Origin of the sequence: Streptomyces doebereineriae (assembly GCF_031845645.1) — a bacterium.
Classification (GTDB): Bacteria; Actinomycetota; Actinomycetes; order Streptomycetales; family Streptomycetaceae; genus Streptomyces; species Streptomyces canus.
In genome coordinates, this window is sequence record NZ_JAVREZ010000001.1 from 358755 (window position 1) to 375646 (window position 16892).

Annotated in this window: 17 protein-coding genes; 11 read left to right on the top strand and 6 right to left on the bottom strand. The window is 70.2% G+C overall.

All coding sequences use genetic code 11. The features are described from left to right. Positions 1-16 precede the first annotated feature (16 nt). Positions 17-1777 (bottom strand): protein kinase domain-containing protein, encoded by a 1761-nt coding sequence (locus tag RNB18_RS01725; protein WP_311712325.1) that lies wholly within the window; start codon positions 1775-1777, stop codon positions 17-19. Positions 1778-2074: 297 nt separating this feature from the next. On the opposite strand from RNB18_RS01725, the gene RNB18_RS01730 reads away from it, so the two are divergent. From RNB18_RS01730 to RNB18_RS01745, 4 genes are all read left to right on the top strand, one after another. After that, positions 2075-4519 (top strand): WD40/YVTN/BNR-like repeat-containing protein, encoded by a 2445-nt coding sequence (locus RNB18_RS01730; protein WP_311712326.1) that lies wholly within the window; start codon positions 2075-2077, stop codon positions 4517-4519. Positions 4520-4556: 37 nt separating this feature from the next. Then, positions 4557-4799 (top strand): ABC transporter permease, encoded by a 243-nt coding sequence (locus tag RNB18_RS01735; protein WP_311712327.1) that lies wholly within the window; start codon positions 4557-4559, stop codon positions 4797-4799. Between the two features lie 132 nt (positions 4800-4931). Continuing rightward, complete coding sequence (locus RNB18_RS01740; protein WP_311712328.1) at positions 4932-5942, top strand: zinc-binding dehydrogenase; 1011 nt, start codon at positions 4932-4934, stop codon at positions 5940-5942. Between the two features lie 287 nt (positions 5943-6229). Further along, the gene (locus RNB18_RS01745; protein ID WP_311712329.1) at positions 6230-6937 is read left to right on the top strand and encodes a GAF and ANTAR domain-containing protein; all 708 of its coding nucleotides are present in this window, start codon (positions 6230-6232) and stop codon (positions 6935-6937) included. A 26-nt stretch (positions 6938-6963) separates the two neighbouring features. Here the strand turns inward: RNB18_RS01745 and RNB18_RS01750 are convergent, their stop codons facing one another. From RNB18_RS01750 to RNB18_RS01760, 3 genes are read right to left on the bottom strand one after another with little or no spacing between them, the layout of a single operon-like run. Further along, positions 6964-7734: a class I SAM-dependent methyltransferase gene (locus RNB18_RS01750; protein ID WP_311712330.1), complete on the bottom strand. Its 771-nt coding sequence runs from the start codon at positions 7732-7734 to the stop codon at positions 6964-6966. A 13-nt stretch (positions 7735-7747) separates the two neighbouring features. After that, entirely contained in the window at positions 7748-8560 is an 813-nt protein-coding gene (locus tag RNB18_RS01755) for an LLM class flavin-dependent oxidoreductase (RefSeq protein WP_311712331.1), read from the bottom strand. Continuing rightward, entirely contained in the window at positions 8557-9411 is an 855-nt protein-coding gene (locus tag RNB18_RS01760) for an alpha/beta fold hydrolase (RefSeq protein ID WP_311712332.1), read from the bottom strand. The genes RNB18_RS01755 and RNB18_RS01760 overlap by 4 nt, the downstream gene beginning before the upstream one ends. Before the next feature lie 96 nt (positions 9412-9507). Here RNB18_RS01760 and RNB18_RS01765 point away from each other — a divergent pair, with 96 nt between their 5' ends. Continuing rightward, positions 9508-10413 (top strand): LysR family transcriptional regulator, encoded by a 906-nt coding sequence (locus tag RNB18_RS01765; protein WP_449657631.1) that lies wholly within the window; start codon positions 9508-9510, stop codon positions 10411-10413. Between the two features lie 88 nt (positions 10414-10501). Here the strand turns inward: RNB18_RS01765 and RNB18_RS01770 are convergent, their stop codons facing one another. Continuing rightward, positions 10502-11188 carry an alpha/beta fold hydrolase gene (locus tag RNB18_RS01770; protein WP_311712334.1) on the bottom strand — a complete coding sequence of 229 codons (687 nt, stop codon included), beginning with the start codon at positions 11186-11188 and terminating at the stop codon, positions 10502-10504. Between the two features lie 103 nt (positions 11189-11291). Between RNB18_RS01770 and RNB18_RS01775 the strand changes: the two genes are divergently transcribed. From RNB18_RS01775 to RNB18_RS01800, 6 genes are all read left to right on the top strand, one after another. After that, positions 11292-12263 carry a helix-turn-helix transcriptional regulator gene (locus RNB18_RS01775; RefSeq protein WP_311712335.1) on the top strand — a complete coding sequence of 324 codons (972 nt, stop codon included), beginning with the start codon at positions 11292-11294 and terminating at the stop codon, positions 12261-12263. A 102-nt stretch (positions 12264-12365) separates the two neighbouring features. Then, on the top strand, positions 12366-12950 hold the full coding sequence (locus tag RNB18_RS01780; protein WP_311712336.1) for a dihydrofolate reductase family protein: 585 nt from the start codon (positions 12366-12368) through the stop codon (positions 12948-12950). Continuing rightward, positions 12947-13360, top strand: coding sequence for a VOC family protein (locus RNB18_RS01785; RefSeq protein WP_311712337.1), 414 nt, complete (start codon positions 12947-12949; stop codon positions 13358-13360). The genes RNB18_RS01780 and RNB18_RS01785 overlap by 4 nt, the downstream gene beginning before the upstream one ends. A 38-nt stretch (positions 13361-13398) precedes the next feature. Then, positions 13399-13833 carry a VOC family protein gene (locus tag RNB18_RS01790; RefSeq protein WP_311712338.1) on the top strand — a complete coding sequence of 145 codons (435 nt, stop codon included), beginning with the start codon at positions 13399-13401 and terminating at the stop codon, positions 13831-13833. A 180-nt stretch (positions 13834-14013) separates the two neighbouring features. After that, a complete protein-coding gene (locus RNB18_RS01795) occupies positions 14014-14538 on the top strand; it encodes a hypothetical protein (protein WP_311712339.1) in 525 nt (174 codons plus the stop codon). A 98-nt stretch (positions 14539-14636) separates the two neighbouring features. Further along, positions 14637-14786 (top strand): hypothetical protein, encoded by a 150-nt coding sequence (locus tag RNB18_RS01800; RefSeq protein ID WP_167362992.1) that lies wholly within the window; start codon positions 14637-14639, stop codon positions 14784-14786. 56 nt (positions 14787-14842) lie between these two features. Here the strand turns inward: RNB18_RS01800 and RNB18_RS01805 are convergent, their stop codons facing one another. Next, positions 14843-16864, bottom strand: coding sequence for a non-reducing end alpha-L-arabinofuranosidase family hydrolase (locus RNB18_RS01805; RefSeq protein WP_311712340.1), 2022 nt, complete (start codon positions 16862-16864; stop codon positions 14843-14845). Positions 16865-16892 lie beyond the last annotated feature (28 nt).

The following is a 16892-nucleotide window of genomic DNA, read 5'->3' on the forward strand; positions in this document are numbered from 1 at the left end:
CGTCGGTCCGGGGTCGTCACCCGGCGCTGCGCAGGGCGACCCACGTGTCGTGCCCGACGACGCCGTCGGCGTTCAGCCCCCGCTCGCTCTGGAAGGCCTGGACCGCGGTCTCCGTGTCCGGACCGAACTCACCGTCCACACCGGTGCTTCCCACGCTGTACCCGCGCTCTGTCAGGATGCACTGCACCTGCTGTACGCGTTTGCCGCTGTCGCCGAGGCCGGTGCGTCCGTTGCCGGCGTAGTACGTGCACTCCGCGAGCCAGGGCGCGGTGTCGGTCCCGGCGGACGGGCTGTCGGCGGACGGCGTGGGGGAGAGCGCGGTGGACGGAGTGTCACCGGGAGGCACCGCGTTGTCGTCCTGGTCGCCGACGGAGCCCGAGGCCTCGGGCTCCGTCGAGGCGCTCCCCGTCTCGGCGTCGCGGTCCTCCTCGACGGCGCCGTCGACGTCCGCGTGGGTCAGTCCGCTCGTACTCGGGGACACCGAACCGCTGGAGGCGTCGCGGGGGCCGGTGCCGTCTGCCCTGGTGGCACCGGCTTTCGGGGATGCGGCCGCGGGAGGATCCTGACGGATGAGCAGTAAAGCCACGGCGGCCACGACGCAGATCGCGATGGCCGCGACGGCGACCCGTAACGCTCTCCTACGGCTCCGGGCGGGGACTTCCACCGGTCCCGGCGATCCGGGCAGGGGCGCGGCCGCGGAGCCCTCGTCCTTCTCCGGTGACCGCGAACCGGGCGGAGCGGCCTCGGGCACCCGCACGGACGGAGGCAGCGGCAGGTCGCCCGGCGACCGGAGACGGGTGATGCCCTCGACAGGCAGATGGTGCAGTGCCTCGTACGCCTGCTGCCGGGCGAGCACCTTGCCGCCCAGCGGCTCCGGCCAGGTCGCCGGCACGGGGCGTGACCCCGCGGCGTCGATCAGCTCCTGCGGAGTGGGCCGCCGCGCGGGCTCCTTGTCCAGGCAGGCGGTCAGCAGCGCACCGAGCTCCGCGTCCGCCTCCGCGATCTCACCGACCACCTCGGGGTTCGGGTCCTCGTACGCCACCCGGTGCATCACGTCGACCCCGGTGCCGTCGCCGAACGGCGCACGCCCCGTTGCCGCGTAGACCAGTGTTCCGGCCAGCGAGAACACGTCCGACGCCGTGTCGGACCGGCCCTCTCGCAGATGCTCGGGCGACATGTAGGCCGGCGTCCCCACCCGGTTGCCCGTGCCGGTGATCGCGCTCGCGTCGGCGGCCTTGGAAATACCGAAGTCGATCACATGCGCGCCCCGGACGGACAGCAGCACGTTGGACGGCTTCAGGTCGCGGTGCACGATCTCCTCGACGGCGAGGCCCGCGAGTGCCTGCCCCAGCTCCGCCACCAGCCGCCAGACCGCGGCCGTCTCCAGGGCGCCGTACGCCTTCACGGCTTCCGCCAGGTCGAAGCCGGGGAGGTACTCCGTGGCCATCCACAGCAACTCGTCCTCGAAGCCCGTGCCGCACAGTCGGGGTGCGTGCGGTGTACGAAGGCGGGCGTGCACGGCTGCCTCGCGCTCGAACCGGCGCCGGAACCTGGGATCCTCCGCGTACTCCGGCCTGATCACCTTCACCGCGACCAGGCCCGGACTGTCGTCCGCGGGACGTGCCAGATAGACCCGGCCCATGCCACCACTGCCGAGCAGCGCCACCGGCGCATAGGGTCCGACGCGCCTCGGGTCGCCGAGGCGCAGTGGTAAGGCACCGGTCTGCCGCAGTGCGGCAGCCGCGTCGTCCGCCGAGGCCGGCCGCTGTCCCGACAAGGAATCCCCCGAAGTCACGTTCGATGCACGCCAGTTCCCCCCAGCGGGTGATGAGCGTAACCCAGCCCGTGCACGCGTTCAGGAAATCGGCCGAGCGCGTGACCGTCGAGTTGGCACGCCCCGGCGCCCGGGGTGACGATGGTCGAAGGGCCGAGTGCACAGGCTTTGGCCATAGCCTGACAACTCATGCGGCACAAAGCGGAGTTATCCCACTCGCTTATCCGGACGGCATTGTCGAACCCTCATAAAGCGAGCAGTGTTCGGGGCAGGCTTCAGCGCGTCCTCTCAGGGGGCATCATGACCATCTCCGATGCACAGCTGGCACGGGCGAAGAACATCCGGATCGAACAGGTGCCGCTCCTGCGCAGGAGCCGTGGCGCGACGAACGAAACCCTCCACGGACTGCCGGACGCCGCGATACGGCGGGCACTGCGCCGTCTGAACCATCCCGATCTCCCCAACGCCCGACGGCTGTTCAGGCTCGAACAGGAACGCGGTGACGACGGCACCGTGCCCGCGCACGCCCAGGGGACCGCCCTCGACCGGATGCGCGCGCGCCTGCAGAGCGGCGAACCCCCTTCCGCGCAGACCGCGGGCATCCCCACCGGCCCAACCGGCGAGGGACTCGCGGGTGGTCCGACCCCGACGGCCGGGATGCAACTCACCCGGTGGGAATGGCTCGGCCCGGGCAACATCGGAGGCCGCACCCGCGGCATCGCGATCCACCCCGAGGACCCGCTGAAGATCTGGGCCGCGAGCGCCGGCGGCGGGGTGTGGCACACCCGCGACGGCGGTGGGCAGTGGGCGCCCGTCGACGACTTCCTCGGCAACCTGTCCTGCTCCTGCCTGACCATGGACCCGAGCACCCCGACGACGCTCTACGTGGGCACCGGCGAGGGTTTCTCCAACAGCGACGCCCTGCGCGGCAACGGCGTGTTCCGCACCACCGACGGTGTCGACTGGGCGCCGCTCACCGCCACACAGACCGCGGACTTCCGTGCCGTGACCCGGATCGCGGTCTCCCGCACCGGCGAGGTCGTCCTCGCGGCCACCACGACCGGCCTGTTCCGCTGCTCCGACGCCGAGCGCAAGACGTGGACGCAGGTCCTCGACGTCCCCGTCGGCATCGTCCTGTTCGACCCCACCGACGACAAGCGGGCCGTGGCGGGCGCGCTGGACGCGGGTGCGGCCTTCGTCAGCTCCGACGGCGGACAGACCTGGCAAACGGCGACCCACGAGAGCAAGCCGTGGTCGGGGCGGGTGGAACTCGCCTACGCGGCCAAGGACCCCGCCATCGTCTACGCCTCGGTCCAGATGACCAGCGGCCGAATCTGGCGCTCCACGGACGGCGGCCGGAGCTACCACCTCCGCAAGACCCTCGATTCCAGCGGCCACGTGGCCGACTACCTGGGCGACCAGGGCTGGTACGGCAACGCCGTGTGGGCCGGTGATCCGACGGACGAGAACCTCGTCGTACTCGGCGGCATCGACCTGTGGCGCAGCACCGACGGCGGCGACCACCTCACCGAGATCAGCACCTGGTGGCACGGGCGGTCGGTGCACGCCGACCACCACGCCATCGTCTCGCACCCCTCGTACGACGGGACCGACAACCGCACGGTCTTCTTCGGCAACGACGGCGGCGTCTTCAAGGCGGACGACCTGGCGCGGACCGGCACCGAGCCGCAGGCTCCGTTCGTCGACGGATGGACCGAACTGGACAACAACTACGGCGTCACCCAGTTCTTCTCCGGAGCCGGCAGCCGGCTCAGCGGAAAGATCATCGGAGGCGCACAGGACAACGGCACCCTCTGCTTCGACCCCGGCACAGGGACCGAGGGCTGGCAGGAGATCTTCGGGGGCGACGGGGGCTGGTGCGCCTCCGACCCGGACGATCCCGATGTCTTCTACGGCGAGTACGTCTTCCTGAACATCCACCGCAACACCGACGGCGGCACCAGCGACGACACCGAGGGCGACCGCTACATCAGCGGCCAGTTCTGGAACAACGACATCAGGGACTGGGACTGGAAGCCCCTGCCCTTCCACATCCCGGACGCGAAGAACAACCAGGCACTCTTCATCGCCCCGTTCGCGTTGGACCCCAACAACTCCGACCGACTGCTCGCCGGCGGTCTGTCGCTCTGGCGGACGAACGACGCCAAGGCGACCAACACGGCCGCGTCCGGGCCCAGTTGGCAGGCCGTCAAACCCAGCGCCGGATCGAAGATCAGTGCCCTTGCGGTGGCACCCGGCAACTCCGACCTGATCTGGGTGGGACACGTCAACGGCATGCTGTTCCGCACGGTCAACGGCACGGCGGCGACGCCAAGCTGGGAACGTGTCGGGGTGACCGGACCCAGCCGACTGCGTCCGAGCCGCTACTGCACCTGCGTCGCCGTCGATCCGCAGGACCTGGAGACCGCTTTCGTCGCCTTCGGCGGATTCGAACCGGACAACCTCTGGGTGACCCACGACGGCGGCGCCCGGTGGACCCAGCTCGCCCAGTCGCTGCCGGACGTTCCGGTCAGGGCGGTCGCCATCCATCCACGCCGTACCGAACTGCTCTACTGCGGTACGGAGGTCGGGCTCTTCGCCAGCGAGGACCGAGGGGTGACCTGGTCGCCGACCAACGAAGGGCCCGCCAACTGCTCCGTCGACCAGTTGTTCTGGATGGACGAGACGCTGGTCAGCGTCACGCACGGCCGCGGCATGTTCCGAATCGACCTGTCGACGGTCTGACCGGGCCGCGACTCGGCACTCATCGAAGGTGACGGCGATGACACGAAACATGCGGCTGCGGGGCCGGATCGAGGCGGTGGCCGCCGGCCTGTGCGGACTGCTCTTCCTGGTGACGCTGATCTGGCCCGACTGGATCGAGGAAGTCTTCGGAGTCGACCCCGACCAGCACAGTGGCGCCCTGGAGTGGGCGATCGTGGCCCTGGCCCTGTGCGCCACGCTGACGTTCTCACTGCTCGCGCGCGGCGAATACCGCAGAGCGCGGACCCTGACCACCGAGTGACACCGGACGCGATGACCACCTGGGCGGAATCCCAACAGGGGGAGATCCGGGACGAGTCGGGAATGAACCCGCAGCGGCCGCACGTTGACCACCGCCGACCGACTCTCCCGCCCCCGGGTAGAAAGCAGGCTCATGACGTCCTCGCCGAGCACCATGCGCGCCGTCCGGCTCTCCGCTCCCGGCCCCGTGGACAACCTGCGGCTGACCACGCTCCCGCTCCCGCCCGAGAAGGACGGCTGGGTACGGATCCGCGTCGAGGCGTTCGGCCTCAACCGCTCGGAACTGAAGCTCCGGCTGGGCCTGGGCGTCGGTGTCAGCTTTCCCCGCGTGCCCGGCATCGAGGCCGTCGGTACGGTCGATGCGGCCCCGGCCGGCAGTGGGCTGGCCCCCGGGCAGAAGGTCGTGGCGATGATGGGGGACATGGGGCGCACCTACGACGGCGGCTACGCCGAGTACACCTCGGTGCCGCTGTCCCAGGTCATCCCCGTCGACACCGACCTGCCCTGGGAGGTGCTGGGTGCGCTGCCGGAGATGGTGCAGACCGCCTATGGCTCACTCACCGTCGGCCTGGACCTGAAGCCGGGCCAGTCCGTACTGATCCGCGGCGGCACCTCCTCGGTCGGCCTGGCAGCCGCCGCGCTGGCCATCTGGCGCGGCGCCACGGTGCTGTCCACCACCCGGCGGGCCGACCGCCTCACTCTCCTGTCGGAGCACGGCGTCGACCATCCCCTCCTCGACACCGGCGAGGTCGCGCCCGCCGTACGCGAGCTGTACCCGCAGGGCGTCGACGCCGCCCTCGACCTCGTCGGCACACCGACCCTGCCCGACACTCTGCGCGCGGTACGCGTACACGGCACGGCCTGTTTCGGTGGCAGCCTCTCCAACCAGTGGACGGTGCGGGACTTCTCCCCGAACGAGTACCTGCCGAGGGGCGTACGCCTCGCGGGTTACTTCGGGGATGCCGCCGACCTGCCTCGGGAGGCCTTCCAGGAGATCCTCGACGCCGTCGCCACCGGCCGGCTGGCCTTCCCCGTGGACCGCGTCTACGACGGCCTGGAGCAGGTGCCGCGGGCCCACGACGACATGGAACACGACCGCGCCACCGGCAAGCTCGTCGTCCGCGTCCGACACGAGGACCGTTGAAAGGTTGATCACGTCCGGTGGCTGTCGGCCCACGTCCGTCACGGCATGCAGGCACCGGATTGCGCAGGAGTAACGCGGTCAGGGGTGGGGACTTGAAGGGCAGGCCGGGTGTGGCGGCGTACCCCATGGGGGCCGCTCCGGCCAGGCTTCTCCGGTTCTGCCAACGAGCCGGAGAGGCCGCGCCCAGGTGAGCCCGTCATGCTGCCCACGCCGGGGCGAGGCCGGTTCGGCCGATAGTGGAGAGCGGGTCGGCGGTAGGGTGGGCGCACCGAGGGGCGAGGTGGGTGATGGCGGTGGAGTGGCGGGAATTCGCCGAGGCGATGGCCCAGCTCGCGCGGACGTTGCTGGCGCAGGAGTCGGTGCAGGGGACGCTGGACGAGATCGCGGCGTCGGCGGTGCGGCTCGTGGAGGGCTGTGACGCTGCCGGGATCCTGGCGGTCCGCAAGGGCCGGGCGGTCACCTTGTCCTCGTGCGGCGACGTTGTGGAAGCATCCGACCAGCTGCAGGGCGAGCTGGCGGAGGGCCCGTGCTTCGACCTCGCGGCCCGCGCCACCGGCGGGGACGGGGAGCGCGTGTTCCGGATCGCGGACATCACCGAGCCGCAGCCGGCCTGGCCGCGGTTCGCCACGGCGGCTCGCGACCTGGGTATCGGCAGCATGACCGGGGTGCTGCTCTACACCCACGACGAGGACTTCGGCGCGCTGAACCTGTACTCCCGCAGCCCGGGCGCCTTCGGCAAGGACATCGAGACCGCCGGCTGGATGCTGGCCTCGCACGCCGCCGTCGCTCTGGCCGATGCCCGCACCATCGACCAGCTCGAGGACGCCATGAAGACCCGGCACGCCATCGGTGAGGCCATGGGCATCCTGATGGAACGCCACAAGCTGAGTGAGGACGACGCCTTCAACGTGCTGCGCCGCATCTCGCAGCAACACAACATCAAGCTGCGCGACGTCGCCCAGCGGGTCCGCACCACCCGCGCCGCCCAGGCCTGACCGCCCCTGCGTCCGCTCGCAGACGGTCAACGTCGGCGCGCGCCGACCAGCCAGGCGCGGGAGTCGAACCACACGCCGTCGCCGGTGTCGTGCGCGTCGAGCGTCGCGGACAGCCGATCGAGGGCGCGCTCGGTGGACGCGGCATCCAGATCGGCGAGCCATTCCTTCGCCATGCGCAGCTGGAGTACGGCAGCACGCGCACGGTCGGCATCCGGGCCGTACCGGACGGGCTCGCGTACGTCGACGACGTCCACCGCCGTGAAGCCTGCCGAGGTCAGAACCTCGGCCACGACGTCCGGATCGGCCAGCGTGAAGGGGTCGTCGGCCGTCGAGGCCGACGCCGATGACACATGCCCGCCGGCGAGCGCCGCCCGGATCGCGGTATGCCACTCCTGACGGTCGGCGGCCTGCCAGACCAGCTGCACGAAGCGCGCACCCGGACGCAGGGCTCGCCCGATGTTGGCGAACGCGACCACCGGGTCGGAGAAGAACATCGTGCCGAACCGACTGACGCCCACACTGAAGTACTCCGGCGGGAACGGATGTGCCTGGGCGTCGCCCTGTACGAAATCGACATTGCGGAGGCCTTCCGTCGCGGCCTGTCGGCGGGCCCGCGCCAGCATGGGGCCCGACACGTCGATGCCGAGCGCGCTGCCGGGCGACGCCGCTCGGGCCGCGTCCCGGGTGGTCCGGCCGGTGCCGCAGCCGATGTCGAGGACACGATCGCCGGGGCGGATGTCGAGGGCTTCCAGCAGTCGCTCGTGGTGGCGAGCGAGTTCCGCGTCGTAGTCGAACAAGGTGACCGTCTCCTCACGCCGCTGGGCCGTCGCGGAGTACGCCCCGCACGGTGTCGAGCCGTACCCCCGGCTCCAACTCTGGCAGCCACCACGTCGCGCCGGCTCGCGCGTACGGTTCGGGATCGACACCGAGGGGCAGCCCTACGGCGATGTCGTACGACGCCATCCGGCCCCGGCGCAGTGCGGCGAGGGAGCCCACGACCTCGGCGAGCTGGTCCGGGTGCTCGAGATTGGCCGGGAAGAAGCCGTCGAGTCGTGCGGCACGGCGGATCGGCTCGGCGTTGCCCGGGAATCCGGCCGCCCAGACCGGCACGCCCGGCCGCTGAACCGGCCGCGGCAGGAAGGCGAGGTCGTCGACGGTGTAGTGCTCGCCGCGGTGGCGCACCGGCTCGCCGGACCAGGCGGCGGCCAGGACGGCCAGGGACTCGTCGAGCATCCGCCCGCGCCGCCGGTCGTCGAGCTCCTCGCCGGTCCTGGACAGCTCGCCGGCGAACCGGTCGCTCCCCAGGCCGACGCCGAGGGTGAGACGGCCGTCGCTGAGCCGGTCGAGTGTCGCGCTCTCCCGGGCGACCTTGGCCGGCCGTCGACGGGGAAGCGCCGACACCATCGGGCCGAGCCGGATCCGCTCGGTCACGGTCGCGATCGCCGCCAGCGCGATCCACGGGTCGGCGACCTGGTGGACCGGCTCCCGCCAGCACAGCTGATCCCACACGAAGCAGCCGTCCCACCCGGCTTCCTCCGCGTCGGCGGCGAGGCGGGCAACCACCCGCGGATCGGCGAGGTCGTCGAAGAGCGGCAGCCAGAGTGCCGACCGCAGCCGGTTCATGAGCGGCCTCCTTCCGTGTGCCGCTCCAGAGCCGACACGAAGTCGTCCCACACCGGTCGCGGCAGGTCATGTCCGGCGCCCTCGAGGACCAGCAGCTCCGCACCTGGGACGGCATCGCGCAGCGCCTCACCGTGCGGCAGCGGCAGCAGTGGGTCGTGATCGCCGTGGACCACGAGCGTCGGCGCCGCGATGTCGCCGAATCCGCCGTGCGCCGGCCCGGTGGGCTCGATGGCGAAGTGGTTGACCAACGTCGACGCGTAGTTCCTGGCGCGCGCCACGTCGCGTTCGACCAACGCGCGGATCGCGGTCTCGTCGAAGTACGGCGAGCCACCGGCGTACGCCCTCGCGCCGGCGACCACGTACTCCACGACCGCGGCCGCGTCGGAGACGTCCGGCTCGGCCGGCATGGCCAGGTCGCTCGATGGCGCCGGCAGGTCGTCGGCACCGGTCGAGGTCGAAACGAACGTCAGCGACGCGACCCGGTCGGGATGATCCACACCGAGGACGAGTCCGAGCCCGCCGAACATCGACTGACAGACCACATGGGCGCGCTCGATGCCCAGGGCGTCCTGGATACCGAGGACATCGAGGGTCAGATCAGTGAACGAGTACGTCGGCTGTCCCGGTGGGCAGCAGGCCGACCGGCCGGTGTCCCGATGGTCGTACCGGACCACGAATCGGCCACGGGCGGCGATCTCTTCGCACAGGTCGGCGTCCCACCACAGCATCGAGGCGGCCGCCCCGGCGACCAGCACGATCGCCGGGTCCGCGCGGTCGCCGAAGGTCTCGGCACACAGCTCGACGCCGTTGATTTCGAGTAGTTGCTCGCCGTGAGATCGAAGTGAGGACATGTCCAGCACGCTAGAGTCCACGACTCCATGGTGAAAAGCGATGATTTCCGATCGATTCGATCGTTCATGCCAATGGACGTCGCTACGCTGGAGCGTGTGAGCAACTTCGAGCTGCGCCACCTCGCGGCGATGGCCGCCATCGCCGAGGAGGGCTCGTTCGGTCGGGCAGCCGCCCGTCTCGGGTACACCCAGTCGACGGTGAGCCAGCAGATCGCCGCGTTGGAGCGGGCCGTCGGCGGTCCGGTGTTCGACCGGCCGGGCGGCCCCAAGCCGGTGCGGCTCACCCCGCTCGGCTCCGTGGTCCTCGACCACGGTCGCGCACTGCTGGCGAAGGCGGCGGCACTGGCCGACGCCGTGGACCGGTTCCAGGCGGGGGACGGCCGTATCGACATCGGGACGTTCCAGAGCGTGTCCAACGTGATCCTGCCGTCGGTCGTACGCCGGCTGAGGGACGAGCACCCCGGCTGCGACATCAGGTTGTCCGAGGAGGAGCCGGATCAGCCGCAGATCGGCGACCTCGACCTGCTGTTCTACGACGGGCGCATCGACGGCGACGCCGAGCACCGCAAGCTGCTCGACGATCCGTACCTGCTGGTGGCACGCGTCGGCGCCTTCCCCGAAGGGCCGGTCCCGCTGGATCAGCTCGACGGGACCCCGATGGTGGCCTGGCCGCTGACCTGTGACCAGCCCTTGATGGAGCAGGCGGTCGCCCGCAGCGGCGCCCGTCCGCAGATCGTGTTCCGCTCCGCGGTCAACGACACCCTGCTGTCGATGGTGCGAGCCGGCCTGGGATCGGCGCTCCTGCCCTGGCTCGCCATCCTCGGAGCCGACGTGCCTTCCGACGACAGGCTCCGCATCCACGAGCTACGGCCCACCCTGCCGCCAAGGGAGATCTACCTGCACTGGCAGGCCGGACGCATCCACTCACCCCTTGCCGCCCACGCCGTCGACATCGCCCTCGAGGTCGCGGCCGAACTCGCACCGCCGCCAACCACTGCCTGACGCAAGCCGGTTGCCCCTCGGCGGGGGTGTCGACCTCACGCCGGCTTCCGAAGTCGTACGCGCGTCTGTGCGTGATGCCTGCGCGGGCTCAGGCGTCGGCGGCCGCCGCGGCCAGCAGCCTGGCGAGTTCGACCGGCTTGGTGAACATCGGCCAGTGGCCCGAGTCGATGTCCGCGAAGTCCAGGTGCCTGGTGCGGGTGACCTCGGGCACGTCACCGGCGTCGATCCAGTCCCGGGCCTGGGTAGGGGTGAACTCGGGGCACACGAGCAGCATCGGGACGTCGAACCTCCGCTCGTCCTTCAGCCGCACCGTGCCCTTGGCCACCCTCTCGGGCACAGGGATCGCCGCCGAGGCAAAGCGGCTACGCGTCTCCTCGTCGAGGTCGGCGGAGTCCGGTCCTTCGAACGGGCCCCAGCCGGGGAAGGGCATCACGCCGTCCTTGGTCTCGAAGAAGTCGGCGTACGGCTGCCCGTCGGTGGACGGGAAGCCTCCGACGAGGGCCACCTTGGCGACCCGCTCCGGCCGCGAGTCGGCGGCCAGCCAGGCCAGCGTGCAGGCGGCGGAGTGCCCGACCACCATGGGCTTCTCCGGTGCCGCGTCCACGGCGGCGAGCACCGCCGCCGCCTGGTCCTCCAGCGTGGCGGACGCAGCTCCGTCACCCTGACCGGGGAGGGTGAGCGCCACAGGGCGGTGGCCGAGTTCCTCGAGTGCGGGCACGACGCCGTCCCAGGCGGATCCGTCGAGCCACAGGCCGGCGATGAGCAGGATGTCCATGGATCAGTTCTCTTTCCGTGAAGCCCGTGAGGTCGGTGCCACGCTACGACTGGTTCCGGACAATCCACTTCCGGTATATCTCGTGACCACCTAATCTGCTCGGGTGCCGACCGATCTCAGCCCCACCGCGCGAGCCCTGCGCACCCTTGAGATCCTCCAGTCCCGCACCGCGGGAGTGACGGCCGACGAGATCGCCGCGTCTCTCGGGGTCACGGAGCGGGCCGCGCGCCGGTATGTCGGGATCCTCCGCGAGGCGGGCGTCCCCGTGCACTCGGAGCGGGGCCCCTACGGCGGCTACCGACTGGGGCGCGGGGCGAGGCTTCCGCCGGTCGTCTTCACGGAGCCGGAGGCGCTGGGCCTGGTCATGGCGGTCCTCGACGGTCAGCCGGCGGCCGCCGACCCCGATGCCGACGACCTCGTCGGTGCCGCCCTGGGCAAAGTCATCCGGGCGCTGCCCGAGAGCGTCGGCCGACAGGCGGCCGCCCTGCGCGAGCACGCGTCGGCGGCGCCCGACCGGAACGCGTCCCGTCCGGATCCGGCCCTCACGAGCACGCTCGTCGCGGCGAGCGCGGTGCGGCGCCGGGTACTGGTCACGTACCGCAGTGAGTCCGGCAACGAGTGGGAGGCCGAGGTGGACCCCTGGGCGGTCGTCGTCCGCTACGGCCGCTGGTACCTCCTGTGCCACTCCCACCACGCGAACGCGATCCGCACCTACCGGATCGACCGGGTCCGCGCGGTCCGGGAGACCGCCCACGGCTTCGAGATGCCCGACGGCCTCGACCCGGTGGCGGTGCTGGAGGAGAACCTGGGCAAGGGGTGGGAGTTTCCCACGCGGGTGGTGTTCGACGCCCCGATGGCCGAGGTACTGCCGTCGATCCGCCCGCCCATGGGGCGGCTCGAACCGTCGGGAGACGGATGCGTGCTCGTCGGCAGCACGCGGAATCCCACGATGTACGCGCAGGAGTGGCTGGCGCAGCTGCCGCTCGCCTTCCGCGTCGAGGGCGGGGAGGAACTGCGCGCGGCGGTGCAAGCGCTGGCCACGCGTTTCAGCGCGGCCGTGACGGACGAGACCTGAGCGTTCACCGCGAATGACCCATCTGAGCCTCAGCCGATGAGTTTGCCGGTTGCCTGAAGTCTCCCTTGTGACCCGTGTCATGGAGGAGAGGCGGAGGCCAGGATGAACAATCCGATTCGGCTGTACATGTCGATGTCGCTCGACGGCTATATCGCCGGCCCGGACGATCGGCCGGGGCAGGAGCTCGGACGCGACGGCGGACGGCTTTTCAACTGGCTCGACGACCGGGAGTCCGACGGTCCGAGCGGCCGGGTCTACCGCGAGGCGCTGGCGACCGGCGCGCTGATCTCCGGTCGTCGGACCTTCGAACTCGCGGGGCGCTGGCAGGGCGACCACCACGACGGCGTGCCGATCCTCGTCCTCACCCACCAGGTGGACGACGGGGACGTGCCACCCGGCCACGCACGTTTCGTCACCGACGTCGAGGACTGCGCCCGTCAGGCTCGCGAGGCCGCAGGGGGCCGGCCGGTCATGGTCCATGGGGCGGGGGCGGCCCAAGCGCTTCTCCGAGCCGGACAGTTGGACGAGATGGAGATCCACCTGGTGCAGGTCCTCCTCGGTGGCGGTCGACGGCTGTTCGACCACCTCGGTGGTGATCACATCGAACTCGACCTCGTCCGACGGCTCGAGGATCGAGACGTGACGCACCTCCGCTACCGGGTGCGCCGAGCGGAGGAGGCCGTATGAAGACGCTCTTCGTCGCCTACCGCGTCACCGATCTGGATCGCTCGCTCGGTTTCTACACCGCCTTGGGCTACGTCGAGCTGGGCAGGGTCGAGGCCGGCGACGGGGGCCGCCTCGTGATCCTCAAGTTCCCCGGCGAACCGGCGGCCTCGCTCGAACTGGTTCACCGTCCCGCCGACGGACGCGTCGACGTGGGCAGCGGAGTCGACCACCTCGCGATCCAGGTGGACACACTGACTGTCACCCTGAAGACGCTGGCCGAAGCCGGCCTGGAGCCGGAGCCTGTCCAGTACCCGGGCGGCCCTCACGGCCCGAAGACGTCGTGGCTCACGGACCCGGACGGCTACCGGATCGAGTTGGTGGAGTGGCCGCTCGGACATCCCGACGGCATCACCGCAGCAGACTTCTCCTGAGGTGGGGCCCTCCACAGGCCCCCTGCTAAGGTGCGCCGATGCCATCGATCAAGCAGTTCCAAGTCACCTTCGACTGCGCAGAACCGGAGCGCGTCGCTCGCTTTTGGTGCGAGGTGCTGGGGTACGTCGTACCGCCGCCGCCGGAGGGTTTCGCCACTTGGGAGGATTTCGACCGCTCCCTGGCTCCTGAGGAACAAGGTTCATGGTTTGCGTGCGTTGATCCCTCAGGTGTCGGCCCGCGGCTGTTCTTCCAGCGCGTTCCCGAAGGCAAGGTCGTCAAGAATCGGCTGCATCTCGACGTGCGGGCCGGCACCGGGCTCGTGGGTGCAGAGCGGCTGGCCACGCTTGAGGCCGAATGCGCACGACTGGTCGCGCTCGGTGCGGTCCGCGTGCGACTCCTGCCGGCCGACGACGACAACGAGTCGTGCATCGTGATGCAGGACATCGAGGGCAACGAGTTCTGCCTCGACTGAGTGGGGCCGACAACCAAGTGCCGGCCATGACTTGCCCTTCGTCGGTCCCACGGTAGTCAAACATTCAAAAAAGGGATCTCCGCGACCGGCAAAGAGGTCTACCCGCATAGACGACCTCAATGCTGTCATGCTCACGACCGCCCGGAACTCCTGCCGGGCACCCCTCCGGGAGATCCCCCCATGCCCCGAATATCCCGCTCCCTGGTGACCGCCCTCTCCTCCCTCGCCCTCGCCGCCGCAGGCCTCACGGTCGCAGCCGGCACCGCGCACGCGCAGAGCTGCAGCCAGGGCTACCTCCCCCTGCCCGATCCGAGTTGCCAGCCCGGCGACTTCAACCCGGATGTCACCCAGTCCACCATCGGCTCCACCATCTGCGTCTCCGGTTGGACCGCGACCGTCCGGCCGTCCAGCTCCTACACCACCGCGCTGAAGAAGACGCAGATCGTCGAGTACGGCTACACCGACACCAGCACCTCGGACTACGAGGAGGACCACTTCGTCCCCCTCGAACTCGGAGGTGCTCCCAAGAGTGCGCTCAACCTCTGGCCCGAGCCGGAGTACGGCACCACGACCGCCGCCAACAAGGACACCGTCGAGAACAAACTCAAGAAGGCCGTCTGCGCCGGCACCGTCAGCCTCGCCGACGCCCAGGACGCGATCGTCACGGACTGGACGACCGCCCTGTCGAACCTCGGCCTGAGCTGATCCCGTCCACATGGGTCGACGGCAGGGGTGGGACGGTGGGCGCGGGGTAACCGCGTCTGTACGAAGGCCTTGTCGTCGACCTTCCCAGGAGGACAGTCGTGCCTGGCATGTTGGAGAAGATCAAGCAGTTCAGCAGGAGCCCGCAGGGGCGACGTGCCGCCGAGCAGGTGCGCCGTGCCTCGGCCGATCCGCGTCGCCGAGCCCAGGCTCGGCAACTCCTCGGCAGGCTCCGGGGACGGCGCCACTGACACTCGCGACCCGTAGTCGTGGCATGGGCCCCGCACACCGTGCGGGGCCCACTCGGTCAGCAGGTCGAGTTGCTCTGGCTGAGCAGACCCAGTCGCCACGGCAGGTTGTTGTAGTCACCGCCGGCGTTGGGGTCCTTGCCCTGGTACAGGTACTGGAGCTTGCAGGCCGGGATCGTGAGCGTCTGGTCGTAGCCCGCGCGGATCATCTCACCGTGACTGATGTCCCGGGTCCAGGTACCGGCGGGGAACGTCACGTTGCTCGACTTGGCGAACGGGTTGCTCTCGGACGCGGCCAGGGGTGACCAGGAGCCGGCGAGGCCGCTCGCGGTCCAGGAGCGGAAGTAGCGCCGGCCGTCCGAGCTGATCGCCTCGACCAGGAGCAGATATTGGTTGCTGCCCTGCACCTTGTACACGTTGCTCGCCTCGAACATGGCGAACTTGGAGTCCTGGGCCGCGATCACGGTGTTGGTGAAGCCGTTCGGGAACTGGCCGACGGTCGTCTGGGAGCGGTACAAGTGGCCGTTGTCGTCGGAGGAGAACAGGTAGCAGTTGGCACTGTCGCAGATCACCCACATGTCGACCCAGTAGCCGTTGCCGATGTTCTGCTTGATGATGTCCGGCATCGACGAGTAGAAGTTCTTAGGGGCGCTCCACCCGTTGGGGTTGCTGATGTCGGGGTTCGTCGAGTACGAGGCGTTGCCGGTCTGGTAGACGAGGTACCACAGGCGCTGCTGGGTGTTGTAGAAGACCTGCGGCGCGGCCCGGTACCCGGCGCCGATGGCGCTGCGGTCCAGGTAGTGGTGCGTGGCCGAGCCCGCCTGGGACCAGTCGGAGAAGCTCAGGTACACCAGGTTGTACCCGGCCGAGCTCGCGGTGCTCGCGAACACGTGGTACTTGCCGTTGTAGTAGACGACCGACGGGTCCTTGATCCCCGCGATGTTGTGCGTCGCGTCCGGCTTCGGCGCGATCAGGGGGCCGCTCGAACTCCAGCGGAAGGAGGAGGGGAGTGCCGCGGCGGACCGGGGCGAAGGGGCGGCGCCCGTCCGCTGTGCCGCGGCACTGCCGCCCAACGCGGTGAGCGTCGGCTGGTAGGCGGGCTTCTTGTTGCCGTTGCGGTCGAACAGCAGCGGGTTCTCACCGCTGCGCCAGGAGTCGCTGTCGCGGATGCCCCAGACGGTGATGCCGGTGCAGCGCGCCACGTTCATGCAGGCCCGCACCGTGTTCGCGTACGCGGCTGTCGGCGCCTGCGCGATGTCCAGTTCGGTGATCTGGACGTCCACGCCGAGCGCGGCGAAGTTCGTCAGGGTCGTCTGGAAGCCGGCCGGCGGTCCGCCCGCCCCGAAGTGGGACTGGAGGCCGACGCAGTCGATGGGCACGCCGCGCGCCTTGAAGTCGCGCACCATGCGGTAGACACCCTGGGTCTTGGCGTCGCTCCAGTTCTCGATGTTGTAGTCGTTGTAGCAGAGCTTGGCCGACGGGTCGGCCGACCGCGCGCTACGGAAGGCCTCCTCGATGAAGCCGGTGCCCAGCACGTCCCGGAAGACCGAGCTGCGCATCTGGCCGCTGCCGCCGTCGGCGAAAGCCTCGTTGACCACGTCCCAGGCGTAGACCTTGCCCTTGTAGTGGTTCATCACCTGGGTGATGTGATTGTTCATCACGCCGCGCAGGGTGTTGGCGTCCCTGATGGAGCTGACCCAGCTCGGCAGTTGCTGGTGCCAGACCAGGGTGTGGCCGCGCAGGCGCTGCCCGTGCGCCGCGGCCCGGTTGGCGATCTGGTCGCCGGGGCCGAAGTTGAACGAGCCGCGAGAGCGCTCGATGGTGTCCCACTTCATCTCGTTCTCGGGCGTGACCGAGTTGAACTCGCGGTCCAGGATCCCGGTGTACGTGCCGTCACCGAGCCTTCCGGCGGCCACGGCGGTCCCGAAGTACCGTCCGGACTGGGCCGCTTGGGCGCCCAGAGTGGAGGCGCGGACGGCGTCGGGTGCGGCGGTCGCGGCGGCGGGCGTGACCAGGGTGGTCACGGCCAGCAGGGCTGATACCGAGGCTCGGCGACGGCCGAGCCGCTTCAGCGGGTTCATGGTTCTCCTCGTTGGTTCGGGTGGGGGG